At 37.9% G+C, this 16,979-nt stretch carries 14 protein-coding genes, 1 tRNA gene and 1 pseudogene; 12 read left to right on the top strand and 4 right to left on the bottom strand.

Features of this window, described 5'->3' with window-relative positions:
* The first annotated feature begins 8 nt into the window (after nt 1–8).
* The gene (gene nifJ, locus IGJ20_RS10030; RefSeq protein WP_430605193.1) at nt 9–3,542 is read left to right on the top strand and encodes a pyruvate:ferredoxin (flavodoxin) oxidoreductase; all 3,534 of its coding nucleotides are present in this window, start codon (nt 9–11) and stop codon (nt 3,540–3,542) included.
* 37 nt (nt 3,543–3,579) lie between these two features.
* Here the strand turns inward: nifJ and IGJ20_RS10025 are convergent, their stop codons facing one another.
* Nucleotides 3,580–4,995: a Ktr system potassium uptake protein D gene (locus IGJ20_RS10025; protein ID WP_002385738.1), complete on the bottom strand. Its 1,416-nt coding sequence runs from the start codon at nt 4,993–4,995 to the stop codon at nt 3,580–3,582.
* A 369-nt stretch (nt 4,996–5,364) separates the two neighbouring features.
* On the opposite strand from IGJ20_RS10025, the gene IGJ20_RS10020 reads away from it, so the two are divergent.
* The 8 genes from IGJ20_RS10020 to IGJ20_RS09985 all read left to right on the top strand — a co-directional run bounded on the left by IGJ20_RS10020 (nt 5,365) and on the right by IGJ20_RS09985 (nt 13,122).
* Entirely contained in the window at nt 5,365–6,882 is a 1,518-nt protein-coding gene (locus IGJ20_RS10020) for a flavocytochrome c (RefSeq protein WP_002356617.1), read from the top strand.
* A gap of 225 nt (nt 6,883–7,107) precedes the next feature.
* Nucleotides 7,108–7,692 carry a thymidine kinase gene (locus tag IGJ20_RS10015; protein ID WP_002356618.1) on the top strand — a complete coding sequence of 195 codons (585 nt, stop codon included), beginning with the start codon at nt 7,108–7,110 and terminating at the stop codon, nt 7,690–7,692.
* A gap of 11 nt (nt 7,693–7,703) precedes the next feature.
* Nucleotides 7,704–8,777 carry a peptide chain release factor 1 gene (gene prfA / locus IGJ20_RS10010; protein WP_002356619.1) on the top strand — a complete coding sequence of 358 codons (1,074 nt, stop codon included), beginning with the start codon at nt 7,704–7,706 and terminating at the stop codon, nt 8,775–8,777.
* The gene (gene prmC, locus IGJ20_RS10005) at nt 8,770–9,603 is read left to right on the top strand and encodes a peptide chain release factor N(5)-glutamine methyltransferase (protein ID WP_142425623.1); all 834 of its coding nucleotides are present in this window, start codon (nt 8,770–8,772) and stop codon (nt 9,601–9,603) included. Before prfA ends, prmC begins: the two co-directional genes overlap by 8 nt.
* Nucleotides 9,604–9,646: 43 nt before the next feature.
* Nucleotides 9,647–10,669, top strand: coding sequence for an L-threonylcarbamoyladenylate synthase (locus IGJ20_RS10000; protein WP_142425624.1), 1,023 nt, complete (start codon nt 9,647–9,649; stop codon nt 10,667–10,669).
* Nucleotides 10,670–10,744: 75 nt separating this feature from the next.
* Nucleotides 10,745–11,983 (top strand): serine hydroxymethyltransferase, encoded by a 1,239-nt coding sequence (gene glyA / locus IGJ20_RS09995; RefSeq protein ID WP_142425625.1) that lies wholly within the window; start codon nt 10,745–10,747, stop codon nt 11,981–11,983.
* Between the two features lie 131 nt (nt 11,984–12,114).
* Nucleotides 12,115–12,744: a uracil phosphoribosyltransferase gene (upp, locus tag IGJ20_RS09990; protein ID WP_002356624.1), complete on the top strand. Its 630-nt coding sequence runs from the start codon at nt 12,115–12,117 to the stop codon at nt 12,742–12,744.
* Between the two features lie 105 nt (nt 12,745–12,849).
* Complete coding sequence (locus IGJ20_RS09985; RefSeq protein WP_002356625.1) at nt 12,850–13,122, top strand: membrane protein; 273 nt, start codon at nt 12,850–12,852, stop codon at nt 13,120–13,122.
* Nucleotides 13,123–13,195: 73 nt separating this feature from the next.
* Here IGJ20_RS09985 and IGJ20_RS09980 read toward each other — a convergent pair whose 3' ends face one another.
* Nucleotides 13,196–13,432: a hypothetical protein gene (locus tag IGJ20_RS09980; RefSeq protein WP_002381528.1), complete on the bottom strand. Its 237-nt coding sequence runs from the start codon at nt 13,430–13,432 to the stop codon at nt 13,196–13,198.
* Between the two features lie 158 nt (nt 13,433–13,590).
* Between IGJ20_RS09980 and IGJ20_RS09975 the strand changes: the two genes are divergently transcribed.
* Nucleotides 13,591–13,663 (top strand) — tRNA-Thr (locus IGJ20_RS09975).
* A gap of 48 nt (nt 13,664–13,711) precedes the next feature.
* On the opposite strand, the gene IGJ20_RS09970 is transcribed toward IGJ20_RS09975, so the two are convergent.
* Both IGJ20_RS09970 and IGJ20_RS09965 read right to left on the bottom strand, forming a co-directional pair.
* Entirely contained in the window at nt 13,712–14,038 is a 327-nt protein-coding gene (locus IGJ20_RS09970) for an AzlD domain-containing protein (protein WP_142425626.1), read from the bottom strand.
* Nucleotides 14,025–14,732, bottom strand: a pseudogene (locus IGJ20_RS09965) (AzlC family ABC transporter permease). Before IGJ20_RS09965 ends, IGJ20_RS09970 begins: the two are co-directional and overlap by 14 nt.
* Nucleotides 14,733–14,945: 213 nt before the next feature.
* On the opposite strand from IGJ20_RS09965, the gene IGJ20_RS09960 reads away from it, so the two are divergent.
* Nucleotides 14,946–15,497, top strand: a complete 552-nt coding sequence (locus IGJ20_RS09960; RefSeq protein WP_002362234.1) for a helix-turn-helix domain-containing protein — start codon at nt 14,946–14,948, stop codon at nt 15,495–15,497.
* Nucleotides 15,498–15,609: 112 nt separating this feature from the next.
* Nucleotides 15,610–16,941: a hypothetical protein gene (locus IGJ20_RS09955; protein WP_142425627.1), complete on the top strand. Its 1,332-nt coding sequence runs from the start codon at nt 15,610–15,612 to the stop codon at nt 16,939–16,941.
* Nucleotides 16,942–16,979: the final 38 nt, after the last annotated feature.

Below are 16,979 nucleotides of genomic sequence, written 5' to 3'. Positions count from 1 at the left end.
GTGAAAAAATGAAAAAAACAATGGATGGAAACACCGCAGCGGCTTATATTTCATATGCGTTTACAGAAGTTGCCGCTATTTATCCTATCACACCAAGTTCAACAATGGCTGAGTTGGTGGATGAATGGGCGGAAAGTGGTTTAAAAAATATTTATGGTCAAAAAGTTCAAGTTATTGAAATGCAATCAGAAGCTGGGGCATCGGGAGTAGTTCATGGTTCGTTAAAAACAGGTGCGTTAACCACTACTTATACTGCTTCACAAGGTTTACTGTTGATGATTCCCAATATGTATAAAATCGCAGGAGAATTGCTGCCTTCTGTGTTCCACGTGGCGGCTCGGGCAGTAACGACAAGTGCGTTGAGTATTTTTGGTGATCATGGCGATGTGATGGCTACCCGACAAACAGGTTTTTGTATGTTAGCAGAATCAAGTGTTCAAGAAGTGATGGATTTGTCGGCAGTTGCTCATTTAGCTAGTTTAGAAGGTAGTTTACCTTTTGTAAACTTTTTTGATGGTTTTAGAACGAGCCATGAACTACAAAAAATCGAAGTGATTGATTATGATGACCTGAAAGAAATGGTGAATCAGGAAGCTGTAACTCGTTTTAGAATGGGAGGCATGAATCCTAATCATCCCACTGTTTCAGGGACCGCTCAAAATCCTGACATTCATTTTCAACAAAGAGAAACAGTCAATAAAAATTACGAAGAAATGCCAAAAATTGTTCAAAAATACATGAAAAAAATTAACAATCTTCGTGGAACAACGTATGATTTAACCGATTATTATGGGGTTGAAGATGCAACAGAAGTCATTATTTCAATGGGGTCGGCTTCACCAGTAATCAAACAAACAGTCGATTATCTCAATCAACAAGGACGCAAAGTTGGTTTTATCAATATTCATTTATATCGTCCATTTCCTACCGAAAACCTTCTTGAAAAATTACCAGCTACAGTAGAAAAGGTTGCTGTTCTAGATCGAACAAAAGAATCAGGAGCCGAAGGGGAACCGTTATTGCTAGATGTTCAAAGCGCTCTCTATCAACATGAAAATCGTCCAATTGTGATTGGTGGACGTTATGGGTTAGGTTCTAAAGACGTAGCGCCTAATCAAATTAAAGCGATCTATGACCATTTGTTATTGCCATTTAAAGAATTAAAACAACGCTTTACGGTAGGGATCGTTGATGATGTAACCTATCAATCATTGCCAGAAGAACCTACTTTAGATTTAACGCCAGATACTACCTTCCAAGCAAAATTTTGGGGCTTTGGTTCTGACGGAACTGTGGGAGCAAACAAGCAAGCGATTAAAATTATCGGAGATCATACCGACCTTTATGCACAAGCTTACTTTAGTTATGATTCTAAAAAATCAGGCGGTTTAACCGTTTCGCATCTGCGTTTTGGTAAAGAGCCAATTACTTCCACGTATTTAATTGAACAAGCAGATTTCATCGCTTGTCATAATGCTTCCTATTTGCATAAATACGACCTGTTAAAAGGTTTAAAAGATGGCGGAACGTTTTTACTGAATACTATTTGGGATCAAGAAAAGGTTCACCGTTTATTACCGGCTAAGTTAAAAAAATATATTGGGGAGCACCAAATCAAATTTTACATTATCAATGCGGTTGAGTTAGCTCGCAAAGTAGGCTTAGGTCGTCGGATCAATACAGTGATGTCTACTGCCTTTTTTGAAGTAACAGATATTTTAACGAAAGAGCAATATTTACCGTTACTTAAAGAAGAAGTGAAAAAGACTTATGGAAAAAAATCAATGGAAATTGTTGAAAAAAATTACCAAGCGATTGATGCTACCTTTGAATCGCTGCAAGAAATCGTAGTTCCAGAAGATTGGGCAACCATTGTTTTAGAACCAGAAAATCAAGAGTCGGAAGCTCCAGCTTTTGTGACAAATATTTTAGAACCAATCAATCGTCAAGAAGGGGATCAGCTGACCGTTTCAGATTTGATTGAAAACGGAATGAAGGGCGGTGCCATTCCAATGGGCACTGCGGCTTATGAAAAACGTGGCATTGCGTTAGAAGTGCCTGAGTGGCAAATGGATAAGTGTACGATGTGTAATGAATGTGCCTTTGTTTGTCCACATGCGGCTATTCGACCATTTTTAGCGGATGAAGAAGAACTGAAAGAAGCACCTGCAGGTTTTGCCATGCGCGAAATGCGTGGCACAGATGGATTGATGTATCGTATCCAAGTTTCTTTAGAAGATTGTACAGGTTGTGGTCTTTGTGTTCAGGCTTGCCCTGTGAAAGACAAGGCGATTTTAATGAAACCTTATGAAACTCAGAAAGAGCAAGCGATGAATTGGGCCTTTGCGATGACTCTTAAACAAAAAGCCAACCCAGTCAAAAAACTTTCTGTTAAAGGTTCCCAATTTAACCAGCCATTGATGGAATTTTCAGGTGCTTGTGAAGGCTGTGGCGAAACACCTTATATTAAGTTGTTGACGCAATTATTTGGTGATCGAATGATGATTGCTAACGCAACAGGCTGTTCATCAATTTGGGGTGGTTCGTCACCGGTGACGCCTTATACAACGAACGAATGTGGCCAAGGACCAGCTTGGAGTAATTCGCTGTTTGAAGATAATGCGGAATATGGTTATGGTATGTATATTGCCAATCGAACGAAACGTCAACATTTAGCTAGTCTGGTTGAAGAAAGTCTTGCTAAAAACGTCGGATCAGATTCACTTCAAGCCTTGTTAAATGATTGGTTGGAACACATGGCTGAAGGGGAAGGAACACAACAGCGAGCAACCAAACTAGCGGAGGCATTAAGTGAAGAAGCCGATGAAGATCCACTTTTAACAAAAATTCACGAACAAAAAGATTTACTAGTGAAAACGAGTCAATGGATTGTCGGCGGCGATGGTTGGGCCTATGATATCGGGTTTAGCGGCATTGATCATGTTCTTGCCAGTGGGGAAGATGTTAATATTTTTGTTATGGATAACGAAGTATATGCCAATACAGGCGGACAAACATCTAAAGCTACACCAGCTTCAGCCATTGCCAAATTCTCAGCGGGGGGGAAACATACCTCTAAAAAAGATTTAGGGATGATGGCAATCACTTATGGGAATGTCTATGTTGCACAAGTGGCTTTAGGCGCAAACTCAATGCAAACGATTAAAGCAATTGACGAAGCGGAGCGGTACCCAGGCCCATCAATTATCATTGGTTATACCCCATGTATTAATCACGGGGTCAAAGGTGGAATGGTTCGGACGTTAGATCAAGCCAAAGAAGCCGTTGAATCTGGCTATTGGCCACTTTATCGCTATAATCCAGAGTTAGTTAAGAAAGGCAAAGATCCGATGGTCATTGACTACAAGAAAACAGATTTTGACAAAATGCGTGATTTCCTTGAAAAACAAACACGTTACTCTGCGTTGCATACAATTAAACAGAATCAAGAAGTAGTCGAACATTTACTTGATAAAACTAAAGAAGATGCAATTGAACGCTCTGAAAGTTATAACAAACTAGTCACACATATGAAAAAATAAAAAAACAAAGCCTCTTACTTGAGAGGCTTTGTTTTTTTTATCCAATAATAATTTTTTCTGAAGGGTATTCGTAGCCTAAGTCACGTGTTTCTTTTGGTACAAAAATCATTAAGGTATAAAGCATACCAATACGTCCAATAAACATTAATAAGGCAATCATTAATTTACCTACTGTTGTTAAATCGTCTGTAATGCCCAAAGAAAGACCGGTTGTTCCAAAGGCAGAAGCGACTTCCACAATGATTGAAATCAAGGGAAGATTTTCAGTGGCTGACAAAAAGACGACAGCGAAAAAGCACATAATCAAAGATAACATGAAGACGACAATCGATTTTTTGACATCATCGTCATCTATTTTACGGCTAAAGACGCTAATATCATCTTCACTTTTTAAAAAGGCTAACAAATACAAGCCAATAATCGCAACAGTCGTTGTTCGAACACCACCACCAACAGAGCTAGGACTACAACCAATAAACATTAACACAGAAAAAATAATCAACGTTGTAATTTGGAAGTCCCCTAAATCATTAATTTGGAGGCCAGCGTTTCGTGTAGTCATCGAATAAAACATCGAACTTACCCAACGGCCACTTTCATTCATTGTCAAAAATAGGTGATCTTTTTCTAATAAGTAAATCAAAATAGTCCCACCAATAAACAGAACAATAAACGCTAGCAAAGCAATTTTACTAAACAATGAGAAGCGGAAAGGCAAGCCTCGTTTCTTCTTGCGAAAGTTCTTTTTCTTAAAATGTAACCACTCATGAATTTCCAGTAAAACGGGAAATCCAATCCCGCCGATAAAAATCAAGAACATAATTGCCAGTAAAAAGAGATAATCATGAGCAAAAGGAATAATTGAATCACCTGAAATATCAAAGCCTGAATTAGTCACTGCAGAAATAGCTTGATAAAATCCATAAAATATCGCATCTCGCCAGTTCGTATAATAACCACTTATATAAAAATAAAGCGAAAAGAGCGAGCCGAAGATTACTTGGAACCAAATTAAAATCAAAAAAGTGGTGCGGATCAGTCGAACAATTCCGCTCAGCCGCGGCTGATTCATGTCAGTCATAATTAACTGACGTTGCTTTAATGTGATTCGCCGTTTTGATAAAATAAAAAAGACCGTTGAAATCATCATAATCCCTAAGCCACCAACTTGGAAAAGAACCTCCAATAAGACAATCCCACGATCATTAAAAACCGAATTAATATCGACTGTGGTGAGTCCAGTAACACTGACTGTACTGATTGCTAAGAAAAATAAATCAATAAAAGGAACATGCGAGTCAGGTTCTCTGAAAATAGGGAGGCAAAACAATAAATAAGAAATAACCGTCATTAATATGTAGTAAGCGACGATGATTTGAATAGATGAAAAATTTTTGCGAATAAATCGATCGCTTTTTCGCTGTGCCAGCCACAGCAAACGTGTATGGTTCACTAGATAACCTCCCAATTCTAATTAAACTAAGTATACCAAAACTTTTCGCCTCAAACGAATAATTCTGCCAGAAAATCCTTGAAATGACAAATAAAAATAAGAAATTCGTTAGAAATAATTGGAAAACATCCACAAACAAGCGAGAACATGATATTTTATGAAAGAATAGAAAAATAGGTTGTTCCCCAAACAACTTATTGCTAATTGGTCAGTTTGTCTAACGATACAACTTTAAAAAGTGGTGGTAGCTTTTTTATTTCGGTTGATATGTGAATGTGTTCACTTTATGTAACAAACTGTTATTTTTATTCAAATGAAAAATAAGAAATTGTGTTGGTAGAAATCAATAGTTTATAAGGTGGGAAAACAATGAAAAAAGTGTTAATGGGAGTTCTTTCCCTAGGGTTATTATTAGGTGCAGCAACAGGTTGTACAAGCGATCAAGAAAAAGCCGCTGGTAAAACAAAAGCGTCTTCTGAAAAAACAGAAGCAACATCTGGTGCCTCTGCTAATGGTTATACAGATCCAAGTGAACTAAAAGACAGTTATGATGTTGTTATTGTTGGTTCAGGTGGTGCGGGGATGACCGCTGCATTACAAGCCAAAGAAGCTGGCATGAATCCAGTTATTTTAGAAAAAATGCCTGTTGCAGGTGGGAATACAATTAAATCGTCTTCAGGAATGAATGCTTCACAAACAAAATTCCAAGAAAAAGAAGGCATTAAAGATAGCAACGATAAATTCTTTGAAGAAACACTAAAAGGCGGTAAAGGAACCAACGATCAAGAATTACTACGTTATTTTGTTGATCATTCAGCTGAAGCAATTGATTGGTTAGATACAAAAGGAATTACATTGAGCAATTTAACGATTACAGGTGGAATGAGCGAAAAACGTACACACCGACCTGCTGACGGATCAGCAATTGGGGGCTATCTAGTTGACGGTTTAGTACGTAACGTTCGCGAAGAAAAAATTCCATTGTTTGTTGATGCTGACGTCACAGACTTAGTTGAAGAAAACGGTCAAATTGATGGCGTAAAAGTGAAAATGAAAGATGATAAAGAAAAAACAGTTAAAGCAAAAGCAGTCGTTGTCACAACAGGTGGTTTCGGTGCCAACGAAAAATTAATTACACAATACAAACCAGAATTGAAAAACTATGTTACAACGAACCAAGAAGGAACAACAGGTGACGGTATCCAAATGATTCAAAAAGTTGGCGGTGCGTTAGTGGATATGAAAGAAATTCAAATTCACCCAACTGTTCAACAAAGCGATGCTTTCTTAATTGGTGAAGCAGTTCGTGGAGAAGGCGCAATCTTGGCTTCTCAAAAAGGAGAACGTTTTGTTAATGAGTTAGATACACGCGACAAAGTTTCTGCAGCAATCAATGCCTTACCAGAAAAATCAGCTTATTTAGTCTTTGACCAAGGCGTTCGCGACCGTGCAAAAGCCATTGATTTCTATGATCAAAAAGGTTTCGTGGAAAAAGGTGAAACGATTGAAGAATTAGCTGAAAAAATTGGCATGCCTGCCGATACATTGAAAGCAACGATTGATACTTGGAACCAAGATGTTAATGCCAAAGATGACAAACAATTTGGCCGGACAACTGGCATGGAAGCTGACCTAAGCACAGCGCCTTACTACGCAATTAAAATTGCACCAGGGATTCACCACACAATGGGTGGCGTGAAAATCAACACGAAAACAGAAGTTTTACGTGAAGATGGCACACCAATTAAAGGTCTATATGCTGCTGGTGAATTAACAGGTGGCTTACATGGTCAAAACCGTATCGGAGGCAATGCCATCGCCGATATTATCATTTATGGTCGTCAAGCAGGTACGCAATCAGCAGAATTTGCCTCTGCTCAAAAATAACTAGTTTAAAAAGTCTGAAATTGTAGTCAAATAACTACAATTTCGGGCTTTTTTATTGCATACTAGCAGGATCATTAGTTGGAGTATAAATAGCCCTGCTAAAATGACTTTGGCGTAGATTCTGTTTTTTTCAGAAAAATGCACGACCATTTTAGCTAAAAATACTGCTTTTTTGCTGAAAATATAGTAAAATACGTAAGGAACTAACGGAAAGGTGTAGTGAACATGGCTCAATTATTTTTCAAGTATGGCGCAATGAATAGTGGTAAAACCATTGAAATCTTAAAAGTAGCACACAATTACGAAGAACAAGACAAACCAGTTGTTTTGATGACCAGTGGACTAGATACACGTGATGGTGTCGGGAAAGTATCCAGTCGCATCGGATTACGCAGAGATGCTATTCCAATTTTTGAAGAAACCAATGTCTTTGACTTGATTAATGATTTGTCTTACAAACCTTTTTGCGTATTAGTCGATGAATGTCAATTTTTAAACAAGCATCATGTCATTGAATTTGCACGAATTGTTGACGAATTAGATATTCCAGTAATGGCATTTGGGCTAAAGAATGATTTTAGAAATGAATTATTTGAAGGCTCAAAGTATTTACTTTTATATGCAGACAAATTAGAAGAATTAAAAACGATTTGCTGGTTCTGTCATAAAAAAGCAACTATGAACTTGCACTATATTGATGGCAAACCCGTTTATGAAGGGGATCAAGTCCAAATTGGTGGGAATGAAGCCTACTATCCTGTTTGTCGCAAACATTATTTTCATCCAAAAACAGTGAATGAAGAACAGTAAGGAGAGACACTATGTACGATCAATTACAATCTATTGAAGATCGCTATGAGGAATTGGGCGAATTATTAAGTGACCCAGCAGTCATTAGCGATACAAAACGTTTCATGGAATTATCGAAAGAAGAAGCTAATACACGTGAGACGGTTGAGGTTTATCGCCGATATAAACAAGTTGTTGAAGGGATTAGCGATGCCGAAGAACTTTTAAGTGAAAACTTAGATGCGGAAATGGCCGAAATGGCGAAAGAAGAACTTTCTGATTTGAAAAAAGAAAAAGAAGTGTTAGAAGACCGCATTAAAATTTTATTATTACCAAAAGACCCAAATGATGATAAAAATATCATCATGGAAATCCGTGGTGCAGCCGGTGGCGATGAAGCCGCACTTTTTGCTGGCGACTTATTTAATATGTACCAAAAATATGCAGAAGCACAAGGATGGAAAGCGGAAGTTTTAGAAGCGAACGTCACTGGAATCGGTGGATATAAAGAAGTAATTATGATGATTTCAGGAGATAACGTCTTTTCAAAATTAAAATACGAAAGTGGCGCTCACCGCGTGCAACGAGTTCCTTCAACAGAATCACAAGGACGGATTCATACATCGACAGCAACCGTTGTAGTTATGCCGGAAGCCGAAGAAGTCGAAATCGAATTAGCTGATAAAGATATCCGTGTCGATATTTATCATGCAAGTGGCGCTGGTGGACAGCACGTCAATAAAACCGCTTCGGCTGTTCGTTTAACCCATTTACCAACAGGAATCGTGGTCGCAATGCAAGATGAACGTTCACAGCTAAAAAACCGTGAAAAAGCAATGAAAGTTTTGCGTGCTCGTGTGTATGACCAAATTCAACAAGAAGCACAAAGTGAATATGATGCTAACCGTAAATCGGCGGTGGGGACCGGAGATCGTTCAGAACGAATCAGAACGTATAACTTCCCACAAAATCGAGTAACGGATCATCGTATCGGTTTAACCATCCAAAAACTAGACCAGATTCTTGCTGGCAAATTAGATGAAATCATTGATGCGTTAGTCTTATATGATCAAACATCGAAATTAGAAGAGATGCAAAATGGCTAAACGTTACTTTGAAGTCCTTAACTGGGCTTCTTCTTTTTTAGAGGCGCAAGGCAAAGAAGGCTATGCTATTCGCTATGTTTTTTTAGAACGTAAAGGTTGGGATAAAACGCAGTGGCTCCTGCATATGCAAGAAGAAATGCCCAAAGAAGAAGAGAAACAATTAAAAACGGATTTAGCCCAATTATTGACAGATTACCCAGCACAATATTTACTAGGACAAGCTGAATTTTATGGACATTCCTTTATTGTTAATGAACATACTTTGATTCCTAGGCCAGAAACAGAAGAATTAGTCGAGCGTTGCTTAAAAGCCAATCCAGATACTCCTTTGACGGTCGTGGATGTCGGAACAGGGACAGGTGCCATTGCGATTAGCTTGAAACTGGCACGGCCCAACTGGCGAGTTATTGCCATTGATCTTTCAGAGGAAGCGTTGACTGTCGCTAAACAAAACGCGCAAGTATTAGGTGCTGACATCGAATTTTATCATGGGAATGGCTTACAGCCAGTTGCTTCTGAAAAAATTGATCTGCTTATTTCTAATCCGCCCTATATTAGTGAACAAGAATGGCATTTAATGGATGCAAGTGTCCGAACGTATGAACCTAAAACCGCTTTATTCGCTGAAAATAACGGTTTGGCTTTATACCAACAATTAATTCATGAAAGTCAAACGATGCTTAAAGCAGACGGTAAAATTTATTTTGAAATAGGGTTTCAACAAGGCGCGGCCCTCCAAGAATTATTGAGAGCCGCCTATCCACAAAAAACAATTAAAATTGAAAAAGATTTATCTGGCAACGATCGCCTCGCGATAGCCGAGTAACTAAGGTTCTTCGTCGCCACTTTTCTAGAAGGAGCGATTTGCAATGGAAACAAAAAAATTAACCAAACAAGAAATAGCCCAAGCAGCAGCAGCCATTCAAGCAGGCGAGCTAGTGGCTTTTCCAACAGAAACTGTTTATGGCTTAGGTGCCGATGCCTTAAATGAAGCGGCAGTAAAAAAAGTTTACCAAGTAAAAGGCCGCCCCAGTGATAATCCATTGATCGTTCATGTGAACAACGTTGAAATGGTCAAAAAATACGTGGCGACCTTACCAGAAGTCGCTACAAAATTGGTGTCTGCCTTTTGGCCGGGACCATTAACTTTAATTTTTAATGTGCCTAGCGATACATTTTCTAAAACAGTAACAGGTGGTTTAGAGACAGTCGCTTTTCGTATGCCAGATAACCAAGCGACCTTAGCTTTGATTGAACAAGCCAATGTTCCGTTGGTTGGACCAAGTGCGAACACTTCTGGCAAGCCTAGTCCAACATCTGCAGAGCATGTTTATCATGATTTGCAGGGGAAAATTGCTGCCATATTAGATGATGGCCCAACGCAGATTGGGGTGGAGTCAACGGTCTTAGATTTAACGGCGGAAGATGGTGTGCCAGTTATTTTACGACCAGGAGCAATTACCAAAGAGCAGTTGGAAAGCATTATTCCTCAATTGAAAATCGATACACATTTGATTAGTGAAACTGCAGCACCCAAAGCGCCAGGGATGAAATACAAACACTATTCTCCTGATGCGGAAGTTTGGATTATAAGCGGTCAAACAGCAGAATGGCAAGCGGCGATTCAGCAAGCAACAGAACAACAGGAAAAAATCGGCTTATTTTTAAGTGATAAACAGGCAGCACAACTAGATACAGAAAATGTATTTGTTTATTCTTATGGTGCAGAAACGGTTGAAAATGCCACGAAAGAACTATTTGCAGGGTTAAGAGCGTTAGATGAGCAAGGAGCTACCACGATTTTTGCGCAAGGATTTGCAGAAACTGGTTTAGGCACTGCTTACATGAATCGCTTGAAAAAATCAGCTAATCAAAAATTTTTTGAAAAATAAGAGGTATTTGTAACGAAGCTGACACAGAAGTATGATACAATCAGACAAAAGAAAACAAAATGGAGTGTTGTTTGAATGGATTACAAAACGTATGACCCAGATTTATGGAATGCAATTGCAAGAGAAGAAGAGCGCCAAGAAAATAACTTGGAACTAATCGCATCTGAGAATGTCGTGTCAAAAGCGGTTATGGCTGCCCAAGGAAGTATTTTAACGAATAAATACGCAGAAGGTTACCCTGGCAAACGGTACTATGGTGGTTGTGAATTTATCGATATCGTAGAAAATTTAGCTATCGATCGTGCCAAAGAATTATTTGGTGCAAAATTCGCGAATGTACAAGCCCATTCAGGTTCTCAAGCCAATACAGCGGCATATCTTTCATTGGTTGAACCAGGTGATACCATTTTGGGGATGGATTTATCAGCTGGTGGTCACTTAACACATGGTTCGCCCGTTAACTTTAGTGGAAAAACCTATAATTTTGTCAGTTATGGAGTGGATCCTTCAACAGAAGTAATCGATTACGATGTTGTGCGAATTTTAGCAAGAGAACATCGTCCAAAATTAATTGTTGCTGGCGCAAGTGCGTATTCACGAACGATTGATTTCAAACGTTTCCGTGAAATCGCTGATGAAGTAGATGCCAAGTTAATGGTTGATATGGCGCATATTGCAGGCTTGGTAGCTTCAGAGTTGCACCCAAATCCAGTTCCGTATGCTGATATCGTAACAAGTACGACCCATAAAACATTGCGTGGTCCTCGTGGCGGTTTAATTTTGACAAATAGCGAAGAATTGGCGAAAAAAGTAAATAGTAGTATTTTCCCAGGCATTCAAGGTGGCCCATTGGAACATGTGATTGCCGGAAAAGCCGCAGCTTTTAAAGAAGCTTTGGATCCAAGTTTTGCTGAATATAGTCAGCAAGTGATTGCAAATGCACAAGCGATGACGAAAGTTTTCAATCAAGCGCCAGAAGCTCGTTTAATTAGTGGGGCAACAGACAACCACTTATTACTGATTGAAGTGACAGGTTTTGGTTTAAATGGAAAAGAAGCAGAAGCTATTTTAGATAGTGTAAATATTACTGTCAATAAAAATTCAATTCCGTTTGAACAATTAAGTCCATTTAAAACAAGTGGTATCCGTATTGGAACGCCTGCGATTACTTCACGTGGTTTTAAAGAAGAAGATGCGGTAGAAGTTGCTAAATTAATCGTTCAAGTCTTAAAAGATCCAGAAAATACAGCAGTTCATGATGAAGTCAAAGCAGCTGTAGCAGCGCTAACTAAAAAATATCCATTATATAACTAACATCAGGGATAGCTGAAGCGCGCTTCTCTGTACAAATAAGAGTCGGAGCTTAGGATTTAAGGAATTCAACTTGTGTCCTAGGCTCTTTTGTTTTACAATAAGAAAGAATAAAATAATGAAGGAGAATAGATATGGGAAAATTTCAAGTAATTGATCATCCGCTAATTCAACACAAACTAACAATGATTCGCGAAAAGAACTGTGGGACAAAGGTTTTCCGCGAAGTTGTCAACGAAATTGCTATGTTAATGGCTTATGAAGTATCACGGGATATGCCTTTAGAGGATGTTGTCATCGAAACACCGATGGGTAAATCAACACAAAAAACACTTTCAGGGAAAAAAGTAGCAATCATTCCTATTTTACGTGCCGGCATTGGCATGGTTGATGGGATTTTAGAATTAATTCCAGCAGCGAAAGTTGGACACGTTGGACTTTACCGTGATGAAGAAACATTGCAACCACATGAATACTTCGTGAAATTACCTGAAGACATTGCAAGTCGTCAATTATTTGTTGTTGACCCAATGCTAGCAACAGGTGGTTCCGCAATTATGGCCATCGATTCATTAAAAGAACGTGGTGCTAGCAACATTAAATTTGTATGTCTAGTGGCCGTTCCAGAAGGTGTGAAAGCTTTACAAGAAGCGCACCCAGATGTAGATATTTATACAGCAGCTTTAGATGAGCGCTTAAACGAAGACGGCTATATCGTTCCTGGTTTAGGGGATGCTGGTGACCGTTTATTCGGAACAAAATAATAACAAAAAACCGTTAGGTAACCGATTATGGTTACTAACGGTTTTCTTTTGCTTAAAGAACTTTTCTAGGTGTATAATAAAAAATAAAAAAACAAAGGAGTAGCTATGAAAAAGAATAAAAAAGTCTTACACGCTATCGCTGTGATTGCTAGTGTGATGTCAGTTTTGATGTATGTTTCATATATTCCACAAATTTATGGAAATTTACATGGGGAAAAAGGCAATCCGACGCAACCATTAGTGGCAATGATTAATTGTATTTTTTGGACGATTCATGGGTTATATGGAGACGATGGAGAAACACGAGATAAGTCCATTATTTTTGCTAATGTTCCCGGAATTATTTTTGGTTTTTTTGCGTTTATTACAGCATTATAGTTTTCGACGAATTGGAAAGTATTCCAATTCTGTACATAAAAAAGAGCGGGGGAAATTTCCCACGCTTGAAGAATTAAATCTTTTTCAATTGTTTGTAATTAATAACAATCACACCATTGCTGTGCACCATTAAGTGATTGTTTTTTTGCGTTTCGTCAATTTCGACGACAGCGGCATTTTTTAATTGTTTCGTAACAACGCCTGTTTGTGGCTGTCCGTGAACAAGAAAAGTAACATGGGTGTCAACGGCGAAATCCTTACCAGCATCCGATGGAACAACAGGAGTAACCATACCATTAAAATTTGACATACAAAAAACCATCCTTTCTTGATATCTCTATTATACCACATTTTCAGAAAAAAGTTTGTAAAGTCGCTATTTGGCTTATTTTAAAGAGATTTTGCATAAATAAATAACAAACAGACTTTACAAATAAAGTAGAAAGTCCTATAATAGATTTGTTTCAGGCCAGCTTAGCTCAGTTGGTAGAGCAACGCACTCGTAACGCGTAGGTCACAGGTTCGATCCCTGCAGCTGGCATCTAAAAAACAGACAGGCACTACCATCTGGTAGTGCCTGTCTGTTTTTTTAGATAAAATATTGGATTAGTGCAAATGAAGCAATGCCTACCAGTACAATAAGCAATAAGTTTTTAGAGAGTATTGCGGCTAAAATGGTAGGAAATGAAGCGAATAAATAAGGAAGATTGAGGCTTGGTAAATGCCCTATTCTTTGTTCAAATAAGCTACTAAACCATAAGGCGGACATAATCACAATGGGAACAAAACTTAGATATTCTAATAATTTCTGTGGCAGACTGATTTTTTTTAAAAGTAAAAATGGCAGTATTCTTGAAAGCCAGGTTGCAACGGTACAGCCTAAAATTGTTAAAAAGAGATACTCAGAAGAAGGCATTTTTTATCATCACTCCTATTCCACAACCGATTAACGTGACAACTAAGACAATTAAATTACTGGGAATAAAAATTAGACCAATAGACATCAACCCAAAAGTAATCAGGACCATGATGAGTTGTAAAGCGATTTTCATGGAACGATCACTAATTATCTGCAGATAAAGTAAACCAATGAACATAGCCACGACCGCAAACTCAAGACCTAATGCTTGAGGGTTTGCAATAAAGCGCCCTAGATAGGCACCGATGATCGTCGAAAAAACTCAAGTCGCATAGGAAATCAAATTGGCAGCATTAAACCACTCAAAACTTAAACGTCCTTTGGTGTGGTTTAATTTATTCATTCCTAGTGCAAAACTTTCATCCGTCAGTAAGGTTCCCAACCAGAGATTTTTACCGAGAGATTCGGCTTTAAAGTAAGGCGCAATGGTCATTCCCATAAGAATCATACGCGCATTTACTAAGAAAGTCGCTAACACAATAGATAAGATAGGGCTGCCACCAGTCAACATACTAACTGTTACAAACTGAGCAGATCCTGCAAAAATAAAAAACGACATCGTACTAACAATAAGAGGGGAAAAATCTGCTGCTTGTCCTACGATACCAAAAGCAATGCCAATACCAATATAGCCAAAAACCGTTGGCAAGGCTTCACGAATGCCAGTGCGTGCATCTAATTGGTGGTTCATTTTCTTTTTTTCCTTCTTTCTGTATAAAATTTAAACACGTGTGTCTGAAAATCTAGACCTTCGATAATAAGACACAACGAGCGAATGAGCGTTTTCATTATTAACCACTCCTTTTGAACAACTAAGATATATATTGTATAATACAATAAAGAATACTTTTGTTCAATATATTAAACTTTTGGATGATAAAAAGAAACAGAAGGAGCAACTATTTTGGAGATTAATACAATTATTGGCAATAATTTAAAAAAAATTAGACAAGAAAAAAAACTTACGTTAGATGAACTAGCTGGGATAACCGGAGTGAGTAAAGGGATGCTTTCGCAGATTGAAAAAGGAACCACCAATCCTACCATAAATACAATTTGGAAAATAAGTAATGGACTCAATGTTCCATATACGTATTTATTAGAAGATGACTATGTTAAAGAAAATCCCGTGGTTAAAAAAACTGAGACGGTAACACAACATTCTGAAGATCACTCCTATCGAGTCTTTAATTACTACTCAGACAACCAGGAAAGAAACTTTGAACTCTTTCAGTTTGAATTAGATCCAGGGAAAAAGTATCAAGCTGTTGGGCATTCAAAACGTTCGACAGAATATGTCATGGTTATTCAAGGAGCATTAGCTCTTGAAGTGGGCGGTCAGAGATACCTTCTTCCAAAAGACGCCGCTATGTATTTTGATGCTAATCAAGTACACACGTATATAAATGACGGAACAGAGAAAGTCCAAGCTGTCGTCATTAACTATTATACGTAACAGTGGAAAATAAACATTAGGAAATTGCTGCATCTGTTATTTTATGGACAAAAAAAGTAAACAATGCTACCCTAAAAATAATAGAAAATGAAAGATAAAAGAAGAGGTCAAAATGAATAAAAAAATTGAAAGTCTTGGTAATACAGCATTAAGTTTACTAAGTAATACAATTATTGTTGTGCCTTATTTACTTTACATTCAATTGAGTGATGGACACAACCTTCTAACAATTTTACCATTTGTCTTATTTTATACATTGCGTATGACAGGCATTTTTCTGGTTCGAGGAATTAATTTGTCTTTGACTAGTCTAGGTCTACTAAAGATTTCTCTATTGCTAGGCTTGGCAGGTTCCTTAATTGGGATCGCCGGCGCTTTTTCTTTCCCGCTTTATAGTATTTCAGGAATGTTGTTAGGACTTAGTGGGGCGTTGTTGCCACCAAGTAATCAATCAATTCGCTTTTTCTTGAAAGAAGAAGGTCAAAAAATCAGTCATAGCAATCTTTTAACGACAGTCTTATTGACCGCTGTTTTATTTGGCGCTTTATTTTTTAAAGCGACTGAGATTGGACTGGCGTTATTGGTGTACGCGCTCTATTTTCTGGTTGCTTTAGTAGCAATCAAGAGCTATCCTGCTTCATTAAACGAGCTAGAAGAAGAATCAGCAGAAGTTTCACGAAAAGAATTAATTCTGTTTGTTATCTTTTTTGTGTTATTACTTTTATTAAGAAGTGGTCGCTTATTAACGAATGCGGTGGAATTTGATTACGCGATTGTTGGCGCCTGCTGTTTCTTTGTGGTGGCTGTCCTTTTCGTTAGTCATTATGGCAAACGCGGCGCGTATAAAGTATCATTAGAAATGAATCTTGCGACCTTGATTAACGGGATTGTCGGGAACTATTTATTTTTATTTGGTTCCATTTATGTTGCAGGGGTTTACGGCAGAGCTCATATGGGCATCTACCTCTATTTACCTTATGTTTTAGGGATGATTTTTGCAATGATTGCAGCTAGTAAAACGAAACAATGGTCAAACAACATACCAATGATTGGTCTGGCGGGAAGTTTGGGAATATTACTTTTTACCTCGTGGACTATTTTAGGCCTGTTTCTCTTGAGTTTTTTCAAAAGCACATTGAACAGCTTTTTAGCTAGGCGATATTATCAAGAGACAGATTTGCCTAAAGATAGCCGCATCCTTATCAAATATACAACACAAACAAAAGGGAGTTTATTCCATCAATTTATTTTGATGGCGCTTATGTTAGTCACTGTAGTAGGCAAAGGTGGCACGACACAATTTTTATTAGAATTGACTGGCGGCAAAGGCATTTCAATGCAAACAAGTCAATTTTTAACTTTCATTAAAAATAGTAACTCGCTCTTAGTGTTATTGTTTATTGCAGTTTATTTCGTGGTCGTTTTTCGTCAAAAGAAACGATAATTTACAAATATTAATAAAAAAATACTTGGAAAAGCAGT

The organism is Enterococcus sp. DIV0294 (assembly GCF_050558155.1).
Taxonomy (GTDB): domain Bacteria; phylum Bacillota; class Bacilli; order Lactobacillales; family Enterococcaceae; genus Enterococcus; species Enterococcus faecalis.
The sequence above is the reverse complement of the archived record's forward strand: the minus strand, read 5'-3'. Positions and strand labels throughout refer to the sequence as shown.